The sequence below is a fragment of the Shewanella mesophila genome, assembly GCF_019457515.1.
In the GTDB taxonomy this organism is placed as follows: domain Bacteria; phylum Pseudomonadota; class Gammaproteobacteria; order Enterobacterales; family Shewanellaceae; genus Shewanella; species Shewanella mesophila.
In genome coordinates this window covers 4,016,558-4,033,878 of sequence record NZ_CP080421.1, presented here as the reverse complement: position 1 = coordinate 4,033,878, position 17,321 = coordinate 4,016,558, and the positions used below count along the sequence as shown (strand labels likewise).

Annotated in this window: 17 protein-coding genes; 8 read left to right on the top strand and 9 right to left on the bottom strand. The window is 46.2% G+C overall.

Annotated features, from left to right (window positions below; all coding sequences use genetic code 11):
• Nucleotide 1: 1 nt before the first annotated feature.
• From menC to K0I73_RS17735, 4 genes are all read right to left on the bottom strand, one after another.
• Nucleotides 2-1,033 (bottom strand): o-succinylbenzoate synthase, encoded by a 1,032-nt coding sequence (gene menC / locus K0I73_RS17750; protein WP_220062347.1) that lies wholly within the window; start codon nucleotides 1,031-1,033, stop codon nucleotides 2-4.
• Nucleotides 1,030-1,830, bottom strand: a complete 801-nt coding sequence (menH, locus tag K0I73_RS17745) for a 2-succinyl-6-hydroxy-2,4-cyclohexadiene-1-carboxylate synthase (RefSeq protein ID WP_434086690.1) — start codon at nucleotides 1,828-1,830, stop codon at nucleotides 1,030-1,032. Before menH ends, menC begins: the two co-directional genes overlap by 4 nt.
• Nucleotides 1,812-3,515 (bottom strand): 2-succinyl-5-enolpyruvyl-6-hydroxy-3-cyclohexene-1-carboxylic-acid synthase, encoded by a 1,704-nt coding sequence (gene menD, locus K0I73_RS17740; protein ID WP_220062346.1) that lies wholly within the window; start codon nucleotides 3,513-3,515, stop codon nucleotides 1,812-1,814. Before menD ends, menH begins: the two co-directional genes overlap by 19 nt.
• A 119-nt stretch (nucleotides 3,516-3,634) precedes the next feature.
• Nucleotides 3,635-4,063: an Lrp/AsnC family transcriptional regulator gene (locus tag K0I73_RS17735; RefSeq protein WP_220062345.1), complete on the bottom strand. Its 429-nt coding sequence runs from the start codon at nucleotides 4,061-4,063 to the stop codon at nucleotides 3,635-3,637.
• A 158-nt stretch (nucleotides 4,064-4,221) separates the two neighbouring features.
• Here K0I73_RS17735 and yjeH point away from each other — a divergent pair, with 158 nt between their 5' ends.
• Nucleotides 4,222-5,484: an L-methionine/branched-chain amino acid transporter gene (yjeH, locus tag K0I73_RS17730; protein WP_220062344.1), complete on the top strand. Its 1,263-nt coding sequence runs from the start codon at nucleotides 4,222-4,224 to the stop codon at nucleotides 5,482-5,484.
• 232 nt (nucleotides 5,485-5,716) lie between these two features.
• Nucleotides 5,717-6,478 carry a class I SAM-dependent methyltransferase gene (locus K0I73_RS17725; protein WP_258405231.1) on the top strand — a complete coding sequence of 254 codons (762 nt, stop codon included), beginning with the start codon at nucleotides 5,717-5,719 and terminating at the stop codon, nucleotides 6,476-6,478.
• A gap of 152 nt (nucleotides 6,479-6,630) precedes the next feature.
• Here K0I73_RS17725 and K0I73_RS17720 read toward each other — a convergent pair whose 3' ends face one another.
• Together K0I73_RS17720 and K0I73_RS17715 are read right to left on the bottom strand one after the other, a co-directional pair.
• Nucleotides 6,631-7,077 carry a tellurite resistance TerB family protein gene (locus K0I73_RS17720; protein WP_220064442.1) on the bottom strand — a complete coding sequence of 149 codons (447 nt, stop codon included), beginning with the start codon at nucleotides 7,075-7,077 and terminating at the stop codon, nucleotides 6,631-6,633.
• Between the two features lie 115 nt (nucleotides 7,078-7,192).
• Nucleotides 7,193-7,711, bottom strand: coding sequence for a DUF2780 domain-containing protein (locus K0I73_RS17715; protein WP_220062343.1), 519 nt, complete (start codon nucleotides 7,709-7,711; stop codon nucleotides 7,193-7,195).
• Between the two features lie 165 nt (nucleotides 7,712-7,876).
• Here K0I73_RS17715 and K0I73_RS17710 point away from each other — a divergent pair, with 165 nt between their 5' ends.
• Together K0I73_RS17710 and K0I73_RS17705 are read left to right on the top strand one after the other, a co-directional pair.
• On the top strand, nucleotides 7,877-8,590 hold the full coding sequence (locus K0I73_RS17710) for a hypothetical protein (protein ID WP_220062342.1): 714 nt from the start codon (nucleotides 7,877-7,879) through the stop codon (nucleotides 8,588-8,590).
• Nucleotides 8,591-8,654: 64 nt separating this feature from the next.
• Complete coding sequence (locus tag K0I73_RS17705) at nucleotides 8,655-10,070, top strand: DUF4145 domain-containing protein (RefSeq protein WP_220062341.1); 1,416 nt, start codon at nucleotides 8,655-8,657, stop codon at nucleotides 10,068-10,070.
• 105 nt (nucleotides 10,071-10,175) lie between these two features.
• Here the strand turns inward: K0I73_RS17705 and K0I73_RS17700 are convergent, their stop codons facing one another.
• A complete protein-coding gene (locus K0I73_RS17700; RefSeq protein ID WP_220062340.1) occupies nucleotides 10,176-10,526 on the bottom strand; it encodes a hypothetical protein in 351 nt (116 codons plus the stop codon).
• A 145-nt stretch (nucleotides 10,527-10,671) separates the two neighbouring features.
• Nucleotides 10,672-11,652: a LysR family transcriptional regulator gene (locus K0I73_RS17695; RefSeq protein ID WP_220062339.1), complete on the bottom strand. Its 981-nt coding sequence runs from the start codon at nucleotides 11,650-11,652 to the stop codon at nucleotides 10,672-10,674.
• Nucleotides 11,653-11,768: 116 nt separating this feature from the next.
• On the opposite strand from K0I73_RS17695, the gene K0I73_RS17690 reads away from it, so the two are divergent.
• Nucleotides 11,769-12,971: a multidrug effflux MFS transporter gene (locus K0I73_RS17690; RefSeq protein WP_220062338.1), complete on the top strand. Its 1,203-nt coding sequence runs from the start codon at nucleotides 11,769-11,771 to the stop codon at nucleotides 12,969-12,971.
• 125 nt (nucleotides 12,972-13,096) lie between these two features.
• Nucleotides 13,097-13,693 carry a tRNA-uridine aminocarboxypropyltransferase gene (locus tag K0I73_RS17685; protein WP_220062337.1) on the top strand — a complete coding sequence of 199 codons (597 nt, stop codon included), beginning with the start codon at nucleotides 13,097-13,099 and terminating at the stop codon, nucleotides 13,691-13,693.
• A 199-nt stretch (nucleotides 13,694-13,892) separates the two neighbouring features.
• On the opposite strand, the gene K0I73_RS17680 is transcribed toward K0I73_RS17685, so the two are convergent.
• On the bottom strand, nucleotides 13,893-16,001 hold the full coding sequence (locus K0I73_RS17680) for a putative bifunctional diguanylate cyclase/phosphodiesterase (RefSeq protein ID WP_220062336.1): 2,109 nt from the start codon (nucleotides 15,999-16,001) through the stop codon (nucleotides 13,893-13,895).
• Nucleotides 16,002-16,261: 260 nt separating this feature from the next.
• Between K0I73_RS17680 and K0I73_RS17675 the strand changes: the two genes are divergently transcribed.
• Both K0I73_RS17675 and K0I73_RS17670 read left to right on the top strand, forming a co-directional pair.
• Nucleotides 16,262-16,615, top strand: a complete 354-nt coding sequence (locus tag K0I73_RS17675; RefSeq protein WP_220062335.1) for a hypothetical protein — start codon at nucleotides 16,262-16,264, stop codon at nucleotides 16,613-16,615.
• Between the two features lie 57 nt (nucleotides 16,616-16,672).
• On the top strand, nucleotides 16,673-17,308 hold the full coding sequence (locus K0I73_RS17670) for a class I SAM-dependent methyltransferase (protein WP_220062334.1): 636 nt from the start codon (nucleotides 16,673-16,675) through the stop codon (nucleotides 17,306-17,308).
• Nucleotides 17,309-17,321: the final 13 nt, after the last annotated feature.

Sequence of the window (17,321 nt, the reverse complement as noted above, 5' to 3'; positions counted from 1 at the left end):
CCTATTTGCACCGATGAATAAGGGTTAAGTCGTCGACGCTTAAGCAGTGTTGCTTTCCGCTAGAGACAATAAGATCGCAGCTAAAGGCTGATAAGGTGTCTAACCCTGGAATTTCATCTGGCGTGCATTCGAGGCTTATCGCTTTGAGTGCTTCGATGCCTAGGCTCGCTTCAAGGCTTGAGCTAATAACGGCTCTAACGCCATTAACATTGGCCTCTTCGATAAGTTGCTGTAAGCGATTAAGGTGCCCTATTAACATAGGCTTAAGCACTAAAGCTGTGAGTCCTGGGAGCATGTTAAATTGATACCTTTTATCGTTTAGGCTTTCATCTAATGCAAAAGGGATTCCCACAGTTTGGAAAAGTTGCACGTTATCTTTGGCGCTGTGGCAAGGTTCTTCAATATACTCAATTGAAGCCAATGGCAGGCAGGCGCAGAAATCGATCGCTTGCTCTAGAGTAAAAGCGCGATTGGCATCGAGTCTGAGCTTGAGATCGGGACGAATAGCCAAGATTTGGTGTATGAGTAGGATCTCATCTTCCATCGAGGTTTGTCCGACTTTAACCTTTACCGCATGAACCTTATTACTTAATGCGTTAACGCGTTGCTGTAAATGCTCCGAGGCTTCATCTTGATGGCGATAGATCAGCGGAATAATGCCAGCACTGTCATGGTGAAGGGATAGTTTTCCATTCAGTTTGGCATGTAGCAGGCTGAGGCCATAGGCGAGAGATGCAAGTGGCGTCGTGTCGGCAACATCTAACAGTTTGTCTATATGTAGCCCTTGAAGTGATGGCATGGATTCGACGAGGACTTGTATAACCTCTGCAATACTTTCCTGACTAAAGCCTGTTATTGGCTGACCATCAACATCGATACCTGATAGCGGTGATATCTCTACTGCTTGCCGTTGTGTTTCTGTGCTTACTTGAAGCACTAGACCTTCTCGAGTCTCAATACGCTGATTTCCCACAGGAAGCAGTTTATCGAGCGGGATCTGATAACTGTATAGGCTAAGAGTTAAGAGCGTCATGTACGATCCTTTAGAAGGTGTTGAATCAAGGTATTACAGAAAGCTTGGCTACTTACTAGGTGGATATTATGACCTGCATTTTCGAAGAAATGCAGCTTAATCGGCGCCTTGCTTTGCCACTGCTGCGCCAAATGCATAAATTTTTTGTCTTGTTTCCCAACAAAATAATGCCAATCACCTACTAATTGGTTAGGTATATTAGACAAATGTTGCTGCTGCCCCAAAGAAGTCGCCAGATAGATGCTGCGAAGGGCTGCGGCGGTATTGTTCGCCCGACGTTTGATCAAGTTTGCTCTCACATCGTCACTCAGATCAGCAAATACCGCTTGGCGATACCAAAGCGTTAGAAATTCCGTCATCGTAAGATGTTGCAGGCGCTCATCCCACTGCTCGTCGTTTTGGAGCCTTTCGCTGCGTGATACTTGGCTATCGAGACCATAATGACAGGATTCGAGTGTCATGCTAAGCACTTTTTCCGGCATTAGCAGTGCGATATGCAGTGCGATACGGCCACCTAATGAATAGCCGAGCAGGTGGAAGTGAGACACATTAAGTGCTGCAAGTGTCTGTTCGATAACTTGCGACACTTGTACAAAACCTGGCTTATCAAGTGTGATGCTAGGGCTATCGCCATGACCCGGTAGATCGAGACAGACACAATAAAAGTGCTGACTCAGTCTTGGCATAAGTGTTTGCCAGTCTTGCTTGTTACCTAAAAAGCCATGTAGCAATACCAGTGCAGGTTTTGACGGATCGCCATAGCAGCTTGAGGCCAACATTAGCTCTGTGTTATCCATGCTGCAATTTTGGCTATCTGATTGCTGGCCTGATCTTGCGCGACACTCACCTCTATTACCGATGGGCCATTGTGGGCGAGGGCATCACGATAGACCTCATTGAAGCTGACAATATCATCGATTTGGTTGTAGGCAATACCGAACATAGCTGCGCCGTAACCAAACTCAAAACCGTGGGATAGCCGGTAATAATCACTACGCAGTTTCTCATCGGGTACAGGTAATAGGTTGAAAATATTGCCGCCATCATTGTTAAGGATCACTATGACTAACGGGCTCGATTGTTTGGCTGCAATGGCTAATGAATTCAGATCATGTAATTGAGACAGGTCGCCAATGATAAGGGTTGTTGGCTGTTTCTTATGGGCGGCAATGCCACAGGCGGTCGCCAGCAAGCCATCGATACCCGATGCGCCACGGTTAGTGTAGACAGAGGCTGCCGCCGAAGTGATTGGCGCATACATATCATATAGTCTTACGGGCAAGCTGTTACCAATAAATAACTGTTGATCTGTCTGACTCGCAATGGCACGGATAACTTGGGCTTCGCCAAATTCACCTTGGTCGATTTGCCGCTCAAACAGGGTGGCTAATCTTTCATTCACCTCGATCAACGGCGCGGCCCAATTGGCTTCAGAAGAGCGTGGCCAAGGTAGTGAGGTAAAAGAGCTTAATGAACTTAGCCAGATCTGTTTTGCACTGTGGCTTGGATCTAGCCTTTGCTGCTGGGGTAACACTTGCCAGTAGCTTTTCCACTTTTGCTCATCTAGATAATTAATCAGGCGTTTAGACAATAAACGTCCACCGAATACTAATACCTTATCGGCCTGTTGCAATAGTGCCCTGGCTTTGGGCTGTAACAGTAATTGATCAATATTCCCTATGGCCGCACCATGCTGTCTCAGTTGAGATTGAGCATCCGTCAGCAGTGGCCATCCAAGCTTGTGCGCGAACTCGACAATGAGTTGGGGCTGTTGTTGTGGCGTTAGGGTGCCAACGACGATAACGCCTTTTCCGTGAACAAATCTCGCCAGCGCATCAGAGGTAGGCGCGCTCTCTAGGTGAGTCTTGGCATATTGAGTATAAGGCGATGAGGTATGTTGCCAATTCCCCAGTGTGCTTAAATAGTCGGTAAAGTCTGCGCTCATGGTGCCAGGATAAAGTGGCTCACGGTACATACAATTAATATGTACGGGTTGAGTTTGATTGGTGATAGCCGCATCTAAGGTGGTCAGCAGTGCTTCCGGTCGAATGCTCAGATCGGGAGTCGGTAGATTTACCTGCTGAGCATAGTTGGCAAAAATTGCAGGTTGAACGATCGCTTGATTAGCACCGCAGTCGAGCAATTCAGGTGGTCGGTCGCCCGACAATACAATCAATGGTACCTGAGTTAACCAGGCTTCGACGATTGCAGGATAAAGATTAGCGACGGCGGTTCCTGAGGTGGTAATGATAGCCACGGGGGCACAGCTTGCCTTGGCTAACCCTAGCGCCTTAAAGGCTAATCCACGTTCATCGAAATGCAGATGTTGCTTCAATTTCGTCTGTTTTGCTGCCGCAAGTGTTAATGGCGTTGAGCGAGATCCCGGTGCCATACAGATGTGCTGGACACCAAGGCGAGCAAGTTCTTCTAAAATGAGTGAACCCCAAAGTAGATTCAATTCGGCTGTTTTTTCAATCTGCATAATTGTTTGGCCAAGGTAATGATTGCACTAGTTTATCTTTAACTTAATTTTAAGGGAAACTGAGTGGCTAAACTGTTAATGAAAGCCAAATTCGCGGCTTAACCAGCTAATGGAACTCACTAACCTCTGTTGTCGATCCACTCGCTCATTACGACATGGGTTTTTATCTTGATGATATCGGTTTGGGCATCGATATACTCTCTGATCTCATGCAATCGTCGCATCGACTCAGCTTGGACATAGACGAGTAGATCCATATCGCCAGTAATTCCGCGGCAGGTGACAACTTCGGGTATGGCCTGAAATACATGAACGACATCGGCGCAGCGCGGGCAGCGATGTTGGATCTCAAAATAAGCGGAAACTCCCTCTTTTTGAGATTCACTGAGTAAAACCTGATAGCCGCGAATAATTCCTGTCTGTTCGAGCTTTTTTATCCGCTCTGAAACCGCGCTTCGAGATAGGCTCACGGTGTCAGCGATACTGGAAACGCTTTGTCTGGCATCTTGTCTCAGTGCTGTGATGATTGCCTGATCGAATTTGTCCAAGATCGGTTCTCTCTGTAATAAGGCGACGAATTGTCGGTTTATTCTGAAAATTCCGTTAAAATGCTGGTTATCGGCATGGCTTCGTCGGAATGGTGTGACAGTTTGTTCTTGCGGAACAGTCTATACTAAAGCCATTAATAACCCTAGTAGATAAGAAGATGAACCAGATCCAAGGCTCCATAGGTCGTTTGCAGGGCGCAGGCCTAATGGCCACCACTTTGTTAGGCACTGGGGTGTTTATTCTTCCTCAGATGACTATCGCATTAGCTGGTTCGGGCGCATTGCTTACCTGGATATTTCTTACCTTGGCCATCATTCCGGTTACTTTGGTCTTTGGTCGTCTAGCGGGTGTGTTTCCCCATGCTGCGGGGCCTGCTTATTTTGTCGAAAAAGCCTTTGGCCGCACGCTGGGTCGAACAATAGGGCTGATTTTCCTTTTAGTGGTTCCCCTTGGCGCACCCGCTGCGATTATGATGACGTTTCAGTTCGTTAATGAGCTGGTTCCGCTATCGGGTTGGAAGCAAGTGTTGATCGAGTTGATGCTGTTGGTCCTGCTACTCGCGATCAATCTAAAGGGGATTCAAGTGTCTGCCAAGCTGCAATTTGCCCTAACACTCGCTATCGTTACGGTTGTAGTAGTGATGTTTGGTGCAGGTGGAGCAAATTTAAGCGACCTTGAGCTAGCTGTGCCTACGGCAAGCAGTGATATGAGTTTAGTGATGGCGGCGGCTGGTATCGCTTTTTGGAGTTTTCTCGGTATTGAGGCGATGACCCATCTTGCAGGCGATTTTAAAAATCCCAATCGAGATATGCTGCCCTCAATGATTATTGGCACCGTCCTAGTCGGACTCGTTTATGTTGCCTGTACCCTCCTGTTGTTATTTGTGCCGCCAACCGATGGTTTAGCTATGGTTGTCGCCTTTGACCAGCTCGTTGGTGGTTATGGTGCACAGATCATCGGAGTGCTGGGCATTGCTGGTGGTTTGTCGACGGTAAATGTCTATACCGCCAGCGTAGCCAGATTGATTTGGAGTTTTAGTCGTGAAGGTGTTTTGCCTCGTTATTTCGATCAACTCAATCAACACAGTGTACCAGTAAGGGCATTGATTGCGGTATTGTTGACTATGGCAGGGGTGATCGTACTCACCTATCTGTTTGGCCAAGAACTGGAGCATTTGATCGCCTGGACGAACGGTATTTTTGTCATCATCTATTTTGCGGCAATGCTGGCAGCGGCAAAACTGCTGAGCAAACGTTATCTGCCATTAGTCATTTGTGGGGTGTTGTTTTGCCTGATGATGGCCATCGCGTTAGGGACGAATATGCTCTACGCCGTCATACTCACTCTGGTTGTTGCGCCTTTGCTTTGGTGGCAAAAGGTTCACCATGTTCGCAAACAACTCGCTTTAGCCAATATCTAAACTATCAGAAGTCTCAACCTAAGATAATCCCCAGCGCCTACACATTAGTGGGCGCTGACGTGTTCGTTGCGTTGCTAACTTTAGGTACTGGTCGGTTTTCAACAGATACAAGCCTGTAGATATCTTAGTAAGATACTTTTTATTACATATTGTTAACACCTTGTGTGAGTTTCAGGTGTAATCTCATCTTTATACTGATTGGTATAAATACAAAAATTGAGGAGCGATTGTTGTGAAAATATCTTGGGGAATTTTATTGTGTTTGATGGGGGGAGTGATGGCGAGTATGACTAGCCAAAGTTATGCCACTGCGCAGAGTGAAGCGATCACGGCCGCAGTGAATGCACCAGAGCGACTGGAACGTGATAAGTTGCGAGATCCAGATAGGCATCCAGGTGAGATCTTGGCTTTTTACGATATCAAACCAGGTCAGCAAGTATTAGATCTGTTTTCGGGTGGTGGATATTACAGCGAACTTTTATCTCGCGTAGTGGGAGAGGAGGGAAGCGTACTGGTACACAACAATCAAGCTTATCTGCCCTATGCAAAAGCGGAGTTGGCCGAACGTAATTATTCCGATCGCTTCTCAAATGTGGAGGTGTTGGTGAGCGAAGCCGACGACTTGGCGTTCAAGGAAAATAGCTTCGACAGCGTCTTTTTTATCTTAGGTTTCCATGACATGTTTTATCATGAAGCGGATTGGCCTGCGATCGATAGGGTTAGACTCGTTGAGCATCTCTATGACAGTCTCAAGCCCGGAGGCTTGGTTGCCATCATAGATCATGATGCGATTACTGGCAGTGGTGTTGAAACCGCTCATCGCCTGCATCGCTTAGCTAAAGTTCATGTGATTGAGCTGATGCAACAAGCAGGATTTACCCTCGTAGATTCGCTATCACTGCTTGAAAACCCTCAAGATCCCATGACTCAAAGCGTCTTCGATAAGTCGGTCAAAGGCAAGACCAATCGCTATGTTCTGAAATTTAAAAAGTGATGTAGTGGATGTTTTAGTTAAGTTATACCAATCAGTATAAGAATGTGATCGACTCAGGGTGTTGTAGCGCACAAGTGATCACCCCATTGTGAGGTCATTAAGAGGTAAAAGTGCTGAGCCGCCTGGGCTGGCGAGCGAGTCTACTCTGGCTGTTAACTTGATATTGCCACGTTGCGCATCTGGATCAATTCGCTGTGCTTTAAATGTAATAGCTCGGCAGTACGGCGTATGATCTGGTCTTCATAACGACATAGCTTTCCGTCAGCGTAAGCAAGTTTCCACATCGCCAAGATCAGTTGCTGTTTCTGCTCGATAGAGCATTGTGAGTTGATCTCCTTGGTAAATTCATAGAGTGAGGTCGAATTACCTTGGATGGCTTTGGCTTCATCTATCAAGGTTTCCACCTCTGAGGGGCTCAAGGAGAGTGAAGTTGCGAGCATCTCTGGTAGGAGTTTGGCTTCCGTATCGTCTAGGGTTTCATCGGCGTAGACCACCTCTAACAACAGACTTATAGCCGCTAGATGTAGATGTTTGGCCTGCTCTTCGGCTGAGATTGGCTCAATATGAGAGCTGAGAAATTGTTTTAGTTTCGCGATCATCATTCATGCCTTATTTGAGTCTCAATGTTTTTTTAGAACTTGATAATAAAAAAGAGTTCATCTTAACAAGATGAACTCTTTTTCATGTTAACCTACACCTTACGCTCAGACGGGATTATAAAATAGCACCGAGTCCTTGCATGAGTAGATCTGTGGTACCTGCACCTGCATTTGCGTCAAGATAACCTTTAACGATATCGACCATAGGCTTAGCTAACTCTTTTGAAATCCCGAGTTTCTCAAATGAGTCATATACTTGTGCGCCACCTTGTAAAGATGAGCCCAAGTCGCCTGCTTTTGATAATAAGCCAGACATACCTGAATCATTGTCTAATGCAGGCGCTGCGCCCAATAAGCTATCAATGCCAGGGATCGCACTAGCGATAGGCCCAAAGCTATCACCGCCCAAGGTTGATTTTGCTAGGGTTAGTAGACTACCAAGCCCACCTTCTGCCTGAGATTGATTCAAACCTAGCTGAGACATCACCGAGCCTACAAGGTCGTTATTTTCTGTTTGAACTGCAACGGGCTTTGTTTCCTCTTCTTTGGTGAGGTCATCAAACCACCCAGCTGAAACGGGTGCGTTTAGTAGCAGTGTTGCGAGTAGAGCGGGAATAACGGTGGATAATTTCATTTATAGCCATCCTATGGTAAAAAAGTTCCAAATTTGGCAGATATTTTAGCGCAACTAGGTCAAGATTTTGTATCTATTTTTAGACATCTGTTGTGCATTAAATTTGAAATTTCGGTATCCTGTCGGACTTACTGGTTGGTTTATAATTATCTAATGGAAAGACCTATGTCATTATCAGCGATTTTGACCGAAGCATATAACTTCTTTCGCAATCATATTAGTCAGTTAGCCATTCTGACTGTGCCAATTCTGTTTGTTCAGGTTGGGATTCAAATGTGGTTAGGGATGGAGATTAACAGTGCCGATCTCGAGAACCCACAATTTGGCGCCTCACATATGGCCGCTATGATAGTGCTGTTACTCGTATTTTCTGTGTTAATTGCTTCTTTAACTCTGTTTATGGAAGTGAGATCCCATGGTCATGAGCCATCAAATGCGATGATTTTAAAGACCAGCTTGAGTTTTGTGCCTGGTTTACTGCTTGCTGGGGTTTTCTCTGGTATGGCAATTATCGCACCTGTGATGTTGTTTGCCGCGTTTGGCCCCTTGTGGTTAATCGGCTTAGTGATGAGTATCTATATATTTGCGCGTTTAGCCTACGTAAATTTTATGGTGGTTGTCGAGCGTTTGACGCCGCTGGCGGCGATCAAGGGAAGTTTTAAATTTAGTGGTCCTGTTGCATTTAAAACCCTTCTGCTATTAATGCTTTATATTCCGTTTTCACTGATAGGCGGTACCTTATCGAGTCTGGCCGAGTCGGTGGGCTTACCTTTAATGTTGATTGTTGAGGTGATAGTGGCGTTCTTTGGCTTGTTTGTTAACGTGGCATTATTCCGTTTGTATATGGTTTCTCGCCCGAATATCGACGAGCAAGTTTAACGACGATTGCGTTTTCAGGGTCTGAATATCAGGCCCTGTTTGTCACCTTTGCGGAGTGCGACCTGTGCTGACAGATACCCAACTTGTTACGCAATTTTCATCAGAGCTCGGAGATGATTACCGCATCGCAAAGAGTTATGTGCGTGACGTACCAACCCAAGCACTGCTGCATATTCGTAGTTTTACTCATAAGTTGACTGAGTGTCTGGCTAAGCCACAACACATTATTTTCGACAGCCCCAATCTGTACGATCGTATAGAAACGCTAAATAGAGAGCGGGTGATCAATGTTCGAGTCACTCGTGCTTTGCATCGACTCCGTGGTGATGGTAACCGTGGTGCTCATCCTGAAAAATATCATTTGACCACAGACGCTCTGCAAGAGATCGCTGAGCGTGCTATTGAGCGTTTGCTTAAGCTTGTGGTCGATCTATATGGACAGCTTCATCAAACTGAGCCACCGCGATATCAGTTCGAGCCTTTCGATTCTATCGCTGGTCGAGACTTATGCTATCGCGCCGTGATGGAAAATGATCATCAGGCGCAATATCTGGTCGGTATGTCGCTGAAGACTCGCGCCTTGATCCAGCGAGAGCAGGAGCAAGCTCTCGATGATAATGAGCAGCAGGTAGCGAATGTCAACCAGAGTGATAACAGCTTTAAGCAAGCGGGATATTGGTTTGCTCAAGCGGCACCTCATTATCCAGATGCCTTGCATGAACATGGCGTGAGCCTGCTCCATGGTTATAGTGGTGAGGTGGATAGAGTCGCCGGTGAAAATGCGATTGTCGCCGCCGCTAAAGTGGGTGTCGCTAATGCGATGGCACTGTTAGGCTATTTTTATTTAGTGGGCGGCGAACATATAGAAGTCAGTCAGACTGATGCGCTACATTACTTACAGGCTGCCGCCGCCTTAGAGCAATCGGAGGCGATGGCTAACCTTGGTGTTCTGTATTATCAGCAGGCAAATTATACCCAGGCTTATCACTACATTTCCTCTGCGGCTCAAGCGGGATTTCCTCATGCACAATATCATTTGGCCTTGATGTTAGCCCGGGGAGAGGGTTGTATTGCCGATCCGTTGGCGAGTGAACAGTGGATGGCTGAGGCAGCAGAGCAGGGGCAATTGGATGCGATGTTAAATCGCGCTCAGCAGATGCTCAATAATGAGAACTCTTTGGGTGATGACTTCACCGTTGCCGAGCGCTATCTGCGGGAAGTGGTCAAGTATGGTCACAGTGTCCCTGCGATGATTGAGTTAAGCATCGCCTTAGCCGATGGCATTTTAGGCCGTATCGATGTGGTAGGTTCCGCTGCGTTACTTAAGATAGCGCGCCAACGTGCCAGCGAGCGAGAACTCGAAGTGATTACGCCTTTGTGGCGATCTTTAGTGTTACAGATAGAGAATGTGCTTAAGGTCACCACCAACTCAGAAGAGTTAATCACCCTCCAACGCGCACAAGAGCTTTTGTCTGAGTAAGTTGTTAGCGGTTATTTAAAATGGGTTACAGTTGAGGTGGTGACACTGCAACCCATTTATTCAGCTTGATCAATCACGCCAACTATTTTGAGCGAGTAGCCAAGTTTACTCGTTAGGGTTGTGCTCAAATGTGCGACCTTGGCGGGGAGCGTGATCACGACCGAAAGGGGTATTATCGTTAAATACGTTTGCGGTTTCACTTGATGTCTGTTCCGTGTGGTGCCCAAACCCGAATTGATCTTGGCTTTGCTGGCGAAATTTAGCCAGTTGTCGTTTTAAAAACAGACGCCCAAACAGGCTCAAGGTGATAAAGCTCAACGCCCCAATGAGGATGACAAAGGGAAGCGCTAGCAAGACCAATGTCATGACAATTAATCCGATAGCAAATGCGAGCCAGCCCTTGCTACCAGAAAATCGATTCTGGAAAGGTGTCTGCTGAAATTGATGATAGATCATAGTTTCTCCTGTATTTGCTAAGGTTTGATTCTGCACATTGTCAGGTGAGATATCACGTTAAATTCGGTTAATCTTTGGCAAAAACTGTAACCAGATATCTCTTCAAGCGAACCAACCCCTTTACCTTAACAGAGTCTAGATTAACCTAGGCTGAACCAAATCTATCTTGTTGGTTAAAGGCATCTGCCACACTCTTACAGATGGTCTCTCTTATCCATTTATGTCCGGGTTCATCGTTATTACGTTCATGCCACAGCAGTACATAAGCCAATGGCGAAAATTCTAGCGGCAGCGGTAATTCGACGAGTGGATAGAGTTTCTGGGCGTGGCTGGCAAAACTTGAAGGTAGCGTAAAGATCAGGTTGCTATGAGCACAGATACTGGCGGCGCCATAAAAGTCTGGCACGGTCGTACTTAAATGGCGACGATGGCCGAGATCGGCCAAGTGGTAATCGAGTGCCCACCATTCATTACCCTCACAACGCACCTGCACATGAGACATCTCTAGATAGATGTTCAAGTTCCAGTTGTCAGTTTTTAGCACAGTCAAGATTGGGTGGTTTCGCCGAACTAGGCACACTTGGTGGTCGGTGAATAGGGTCTGATGGGCAATCCCTTCCGGTAATCGGTCGGTAACGATATCCGCTTGCGGCGTCATGTCTCGCCCTGCTATACCAAAGTCAATTTGACCTTTTTGTAGTCCAGCTAATGATTCTTCCGTCCAAAGATAGGAATCGAGCCTTAGATTGGGGGCGTTGTTTAGCAGTGGGCCGATAAAGTAAGGGATGAGTGTCTCGTAGGCACTTTCGACCATAGAGATGGAAAACTGCCGAGTACTGCTTGCTGGAACAAATCGAGGAGGTTGAGTAAGTTGATAAAGTCCTTGCAGCATGTTCGGTAACTGTTGCCCCAATATTACTGCGTGAGCCGTGGGCTTTAGTCCATGAGCGGTGCGAATAAACAGCGGATCACCTAAGGTGTCGCGCAATCGGTTGAGGCTTTTGCTTAGAGCCGATTGGCTTAAGTGCAAGCGATTCGCCGCACGAGTGACGCTACGCTCTTCGAGTAAGACTTGTAAAATGACCAACAGATTTAAATCGATACGAGCGAGGTTATCCAGATTCATATGATATTCCTTAAAGGAAATTAGCTTTTGAAATTATACCATTTCTGTTCATAACATCATTCATCTAAAATAGACCCTAATTGCTTCACCCTACTTTGATTAGATAAAGAGACCCCATGCGCCGTAATTTGTTACCCATTTTAATGTTAATGGTCGTGCTTAGCCCACTCGCCATCGATATTTATCTGCCTTCAATGCCCACAATGGCAGCAGAATTTGCCGTATCTGCCAGCGATGTCCAATCGACATTAGTTTTGTTCCTATTCGCCATGGGTGTGGGGCAGGTTTTAATTGGTCCGCTGGCCGATAGATATGGGCGCAGACCTATCGCAATGGCTGGAATATTACTCTATATCGCCAGCAGCTTACTCGCTGCCGTCGCGATGGAGTTTCATTGGCTACAGATCGCCCGAGTGCTACAGGGATTAGCGGCCTGTTCCACATCAATTGTGGTATTTAGTGCGGTACGAGACTGTTTTACCCCCAAAGAAGGTGCCCGTTACTACAGCTATTTAAACGGTGTGATCTGTGTGATCCCAGCGTTAGCACCGACGCTCGGTGGGCTATTGGCGTTGCAGTTTGGTTGGCGCTCGACTTTTGTGTTTATGACACTGTATGCCATTTTGATCATGATAGTCGTAGGTTACCGACTTCCAGAGACGCGCCCCGCAAACACAGTTACAACTGGGCCATTGTATCGTTGGTCGCGCTATAAGCCTGTGTTAATTGACCCTCACTTTTTGTTCTATGCGTTTGCCTGTATGGCCGGAATGGCATCAATACTCTGTTATGTATCCTACGCTCCAGTATGGTTAATTGAGCGAATTGGTGTATCTGAGTTGACCTTCAGCGGCTTGTTTGGTCTGAATGCTGTGGTCAATATTGTCGCTTGCTTCGCCGCGCCTATGGTTATTCAGCGCGTTGGCAATCGTCGTACGGTAGTTGTTGCGTTAAATACCTTAGTGGCATCGGCCTTATTGCAGGTCGCTGCTCAATGGTTTGGCCCGCAGGTTGGCTTGGCAGCGGCTTTCGCCTTTATGTTACCTATGATGTTGTTATGTATTGGTTTTGCTTTGTTGCTCGGCCCCGCAACTAGCATGGCGCTAGCTGGTTTTGGTGAGCGCGCAGGTACCGCCACGGCCATGTTAGGTTTTATTCAGATGAGTGGCGCATCTATACTCGCGGGGCTAGTTCAGCAAACGGATTTAACTGCGCCTTATGCGGTTGTGGTCGTTATGGGCGGATTAGCAATCTTATTACTGGCGATGATGGCGATGAGTCGACTAGATCATTGGCATCAGGAGCGACATGCGCATTAAGTAACCTGAACTCGGGTTAAGCCGCTTCATTATCCAAAACGCAACACCCTTTAGCCTGCATTATTTGACCTTAATGCAGGCTTTTTTTGTAAACTATAAATCTATGCACTTTATGCGAGAATGTTTTGAAACGTCCAAATTGTCCTGATTGCCAATATCCCACGAATGCGTGCTTGTGTGCCAGTATTCGACCCCTTGCGACCAGCGTCGAACTTGTTGTGTTGCAAGATCCTGGCGAGGTGAAACATGCCAAAAACAGCGTAAAGTTGATGAAGGCGGTAATACCGGATCTGCAAGTGGTGGTTGGCGAGACTGCTGAAGATTTTATGGTGCTTAAGAGTTATCTCGATAGCCAAATTAAGCCTATTTTTGTTTTATATCCATCGGCAGACAGTCAGAGTGTCAGCGAACTATCCCTACCTAAAGATGTGATCTTATTATTGATCGATGGTACTTGGCGTAAGGTGTTTAAATTATTAGCCCTTAACCCTTGGTTGAATCAATATTCTGCTGTGCATCTAGATCTGAACTCGCCCTCTAATTACATCATTCGAAAGGCGAAGCGAGCCGATAGCTTATCGACCCTTGAAGCGGCCGCTATGGGGATTAAAGCGATTGAGCCTAGTTGTGACGTGTCACCGCTGACTGACGCCTTAAATGCGTTAGTTGAGCAGCGTTTAAATGCGATGCCGTTATCTGTAAGGCAAAGATATTTAAGATAAAATAGTTTTTACAAAACTTGTGATGAACATCAGGGTTTGCTTAATCATCTTTCGGCGCGGATCACTTTAATTCGTTTCAAAATCGGGTCTAATGGCCTTAGTCACTTGTAAGCAAGTGGTCAGATAGTTGTGCCAGTGCACTGTCCATGCAGGGAGGCAGTGCCGCACCGCACAAATGCAAACTGGCACGGCTATCGGTTCAATGCTCTCTAAAATTAGTCGAGTTAAAACGCTCCGCCGATTCGGGGTGACCAAAGAAATATCCTTGCCCAAAGCCTTTTCCCATGCTTGATAATATCTGTTTTTGCGTAAGGGTTTCGATCCCCTCAACCACAAATTGGATATCGAGTGCTTGAGCGAGCTGGATCATTGCCTGGCAGAGTTCTTTCCCTTGGGGTTCACTTAAACGCTTGGCGAAACTCGCGTCAATCTTTAAGGTATCGATAGGCAAAGTACCTAACTTACTTAAAGATGATAGGCCTGCGCCAAAATCATCAATAGCGATTCTAACGCCGAGCGATTTGAGCTGGTTTAAGGTCTGCTTTACCCGCTCGGGTTGCCTTAATAGTGCCGATTCGGTGATCTCAAGTACTAAGCCGCTCGCTGGAAGTTTGCTGAGGTCGAGGGCATGTTTTACCTGCTTAAGAAAATCGGGATGCTCCAATTGAATTGGCGAGACATTGATACAGGCTTGTATTTGGCAGTCGTGCTGTTTTCGCCATAACGCAATTTGGCTACAAGCTTGATTGAGTACCCATTGCCCCACGGTGATCAATAATCCAGTCTCTTCCAATAGTGGGATAAAATCACTGGCTTCAACTACCGTGCCGTCACTTTTTTGCCATCTAAGCAGGGCTTCGGCTCCGATCACATTGCTGTACTCAAGGTCGACTATCACCTGATAGGCTAATTTGAATTGCTTAAGGCTATGTGCATGGCGTAAATCGTTGAGCATTCTTAGTTTTTGCTCGGCTTCGATATGCATATTCGTGTCGTAAAACAGAACATGGTTAGGGCTTTTTTTTGCGCAATACATGGCGGTGTCAGCCAAGCTCAGTAGCTGTGAGGCTTGGCGTCCATGTTCGGGGAATAGCGCGATACCAACGCTAGTGCCGAGGTAAAATTTCTGGCCATCGATCTCAAAGGGCACATCGAAGATAGCCAGTAAACTTTTTGAAAATTCTTCCACCTCAGCGCGACTATGACAGTCTTGCAGTATCAGGGTGAACTCATCACCACCTAGCCTGGCAATATCGGCTTTTTCGATGCAGCTCGCTTCGAGTCGAGCCGAAACCAATTGCAGCACCTTGTCGCCAGTGGCATGGCCAAAACAATCATTGATGTTTTTGAATCCATTAAGATCCATAAACATCACGGCACCTAACTTATCGGGAGTGGCTTGATTATTAATTAATACTTGATTGAGTAGTTGTTTCAGCTGATGTCTATTAGGGAGGCCTGTTAGGGTGTCGACCATCGCTTGTTCAGTCAGACGCAATTCGAGTTGCTTCTGAGCACTGATATCGCTAAATAGGGTAACGTAGAAGACTTCTCCCTCTATCTGCAGCTTTCTACAGCTTTTCCATGCGGGGAATTGGCTACCATCTGAGCGTGATTTAGTGATTTCTCCCTGCCAACTACCTCGCTCCTCTAGGCTCTTAAGGTACTCATTACTTTGTTGTTCGGCATCTTGGTATAGGCCAATTTCTTCAGCTTTTCTGTTGATGAGTTGGTCGGTGCTATAACCACAGATTCGGCACATAGCCTTATTTACGGCGATAATTTTATGTGAGCCATCGGTGATATAAACCGCTTCAGCGCTATCTTCTAAGATGCTAGACACTAGCTGAGGAGGTAACAATTCAAAACCGTTAGACATATTGCGTCTGACGTTACTACGGCGGTTAGTGGGTTCAAATAGCACTACAGTGACGGCCTGCTCTTTGAATGTTGCCGGATAAATCGTGACTTTAGTTGGTAGTTCGCCGCCAAGCTGACTCATGTGCAACCAGTTAAAGCTTATCTCTTGTCCGTTACTGGTCTTGTCGATCATTTGTTGTGAATATTCGACACTATTTCTACCAGAAGACTGAATGCGCGGAGAGAAGTCATAAGGGGTTGCATTGATGAAACTATCTTGCTGGGTTTGAAAGTAGTCTAGGGTGCCTTGGTTTGCGGCCAAAAACGAGTAACCCTTTAATATTGCAAGGTATTGAGCGTCAGGTGATTGTCGCCACCCATCAATTTGATGCTGGATGCTAGGGATATTAGACGTTAACTGATTAAGTATCTGAAACCATTGGCTCATCCATGGCTCTCCGCTAAAGGATTTAATCAATGACTCTATGGCTAACAACTGGTTAATCATTGTTTCATTGCGATAATAGTAAAAGTACCTCGAATACCGTTTAGACTCAAACATGTAGGGCATTTTTATTTGAGAATCGGGCTATTCATAACAATCAGTACCATAACCTCGTCCAGTGAAGGAAAAATTAGGCTGTGTAAGTCAGCTAATCTAGTATCATTAATGACGTAAAAAGGCGGCATAGTCCAAGGAGCAGAGAGATGGCTGTTGAGAACAATCGAGTTAAACAATGGGGACCGCTTCTGTTTTTGCTGTCCTTAGCGAGCGCTGATCTGCTTGCGGGTGAGGAGAAGAGTCTTTCCCAGAAGGCTGATGATGCTAAGGTGTTGTCGCAACAAACTGAGCAGACTCAGCTAGACAAGGCCCGCCAAGCTGTCAAGGAAAACACGGCTCGCGAGCAGAAGGTGGTAGAGGGACTGCAACCTCGAGAATGGGAAGACGCGCAGCGAGAGAAAGCGAAAAAGCAGTTTAATGAGCGTGAGAGTCGTGAAGAGAAGTATTTACGTGAAGCTAAAGAAGCTGCCGCTCAAGAGCGAAAAATACCTAAGCCTTAATAATTAACCGATAAATCCCTTATTGTGACTGGCCTAAACTAAACCCTAGGAAGCCCTGTGAATTCTTGTCCTTTATGTAACAGCCCTGCGTTATCATTTTTTCATCGCGATAAACATAGGGAATATTTGCGTTGTGATGTGTGTCAGTTAGTGTCTGTACCTCAGGCTTATCTGTTAAGTTCGGTTGATGAAAAAGCCTTCTACGATCATCATGAAAACAATAGTGAAGATTTAGGCTATCGACGTTTCCTTGGTCGTACTTGGAATCCGCTGCGCGAGCGCTTATCTCCCAGCATGCAAGGGCTGGATTTTGGCTGTGGTCCCGGGCCAACCATTAGCGTTATGGCCCAAGAGTCAGGGATAATGATGGATAACTATGATCTGTATTATTTCAACCGCCCCGACCTACTCACTCGTCAATATGACTTTATCACCATGACAGAGGTAATAGAGCATGTTGCAGAGGCTTCCGCGCTACTCACGCAGCTAAACGCTATGCTGAAAGCAAATGGTGTACTTGCGATTATGACTAAGCGGGTATTAGGCGAAGAAGCGTTTGCTCATTGGCATTACAAGAGCGATCTTACCCATATTCGTTTCTATAGCGTTACCACATTTGAATGGATTGCGAGTCATTTTCAGTGGCAACTCGAAGTGATAGATAACGACGTGGTGTTTTTTACACAAGCTTAGGGCTATTGTTTAG

Bases quoted from the DNA above. Each gene is read 5' to 3' on its own strand.
- menC (WP_220062347.1), bottom strand. From the start codon at position 1,033: ATGACGCTCTTAACTCTTAGCCTATACAGTTATCAGATCCCGCTCGAT.
- menH (WP_434086690.1), bottom strand. From the start codon at position 1,830: ATGGATAACACAGAGCTAATGTTGGCCTCAAGCTGCTATGGCGATCCG.
- menD (WP_220062346.1), bottom strand. From the start codon at position 3,515: ATGCAGATTGAAAAAACAGCCGAATTGAATCTACTTTGGGGTTCACTC.
- yjeH (WP_220062344.1), top strand. From the start codon at position 4,222: ATGAACCAGATCCAAGGCTCCATAGGTCGTTTGCAGGGCGCAGGCCTA.
- K0I73_RS17720 (WP_220064442.1), bottom strand. From the start codon at position 7,077: ATGATCGCGAAACTAAAACAATTTCTCAGCTCTCATATTGAGCCAATC.
- K0I73_RS17715 (WP_220062343.1), bottom strand. From the start codon at position 7,711: ATGAAATTATCCACCGTTATTCCCGCTCTACTCGCAACACTGCTACTA.
- K0I73_RS17710 (WP_220062342.1), top strand. From the start codon at position 7,877: ATGTCATTATCAGCGATTTTGACCGAAGCATATAACTTCTTTCGCAAT.
- K0I73_RS17700 (WP_220062340.1), bottom strand. From the start codon at position 10,526: ATGATCTATCATCAATTTCAGCAGACACCTTTCCAGAATCGATTTTCT.
- K0I73_RS17695 (WP_220062339.1), bottom strand. From the start codon at position 11,652: ATGAATCTGGATAACCTCGCTCGTATCGATTTAAATCTGTTGGTCATT.
- K0I73_RS17690 (WP_220062338.1), top strand. From the start codon at position 11,769: ATGCGCCGTAATTTGTTACCCATTTTAATGTTAATGGTCGTGCTTAGC.
- K0I73_RS17680 (WP_220062336.1), bottom strand. From the start codon at position 16,001: ATGAGCCAATGGTTTCAGATACTTAATCAGTTAACGTCTAATATCCCT.
- K0I73_RS17675 (WP_220062335.1), top strand. From the start codon at position 16,262: ATGGCTGTTGAGAACAATCGAGTTAAACAATGGGGACCGCTTCTGTTT.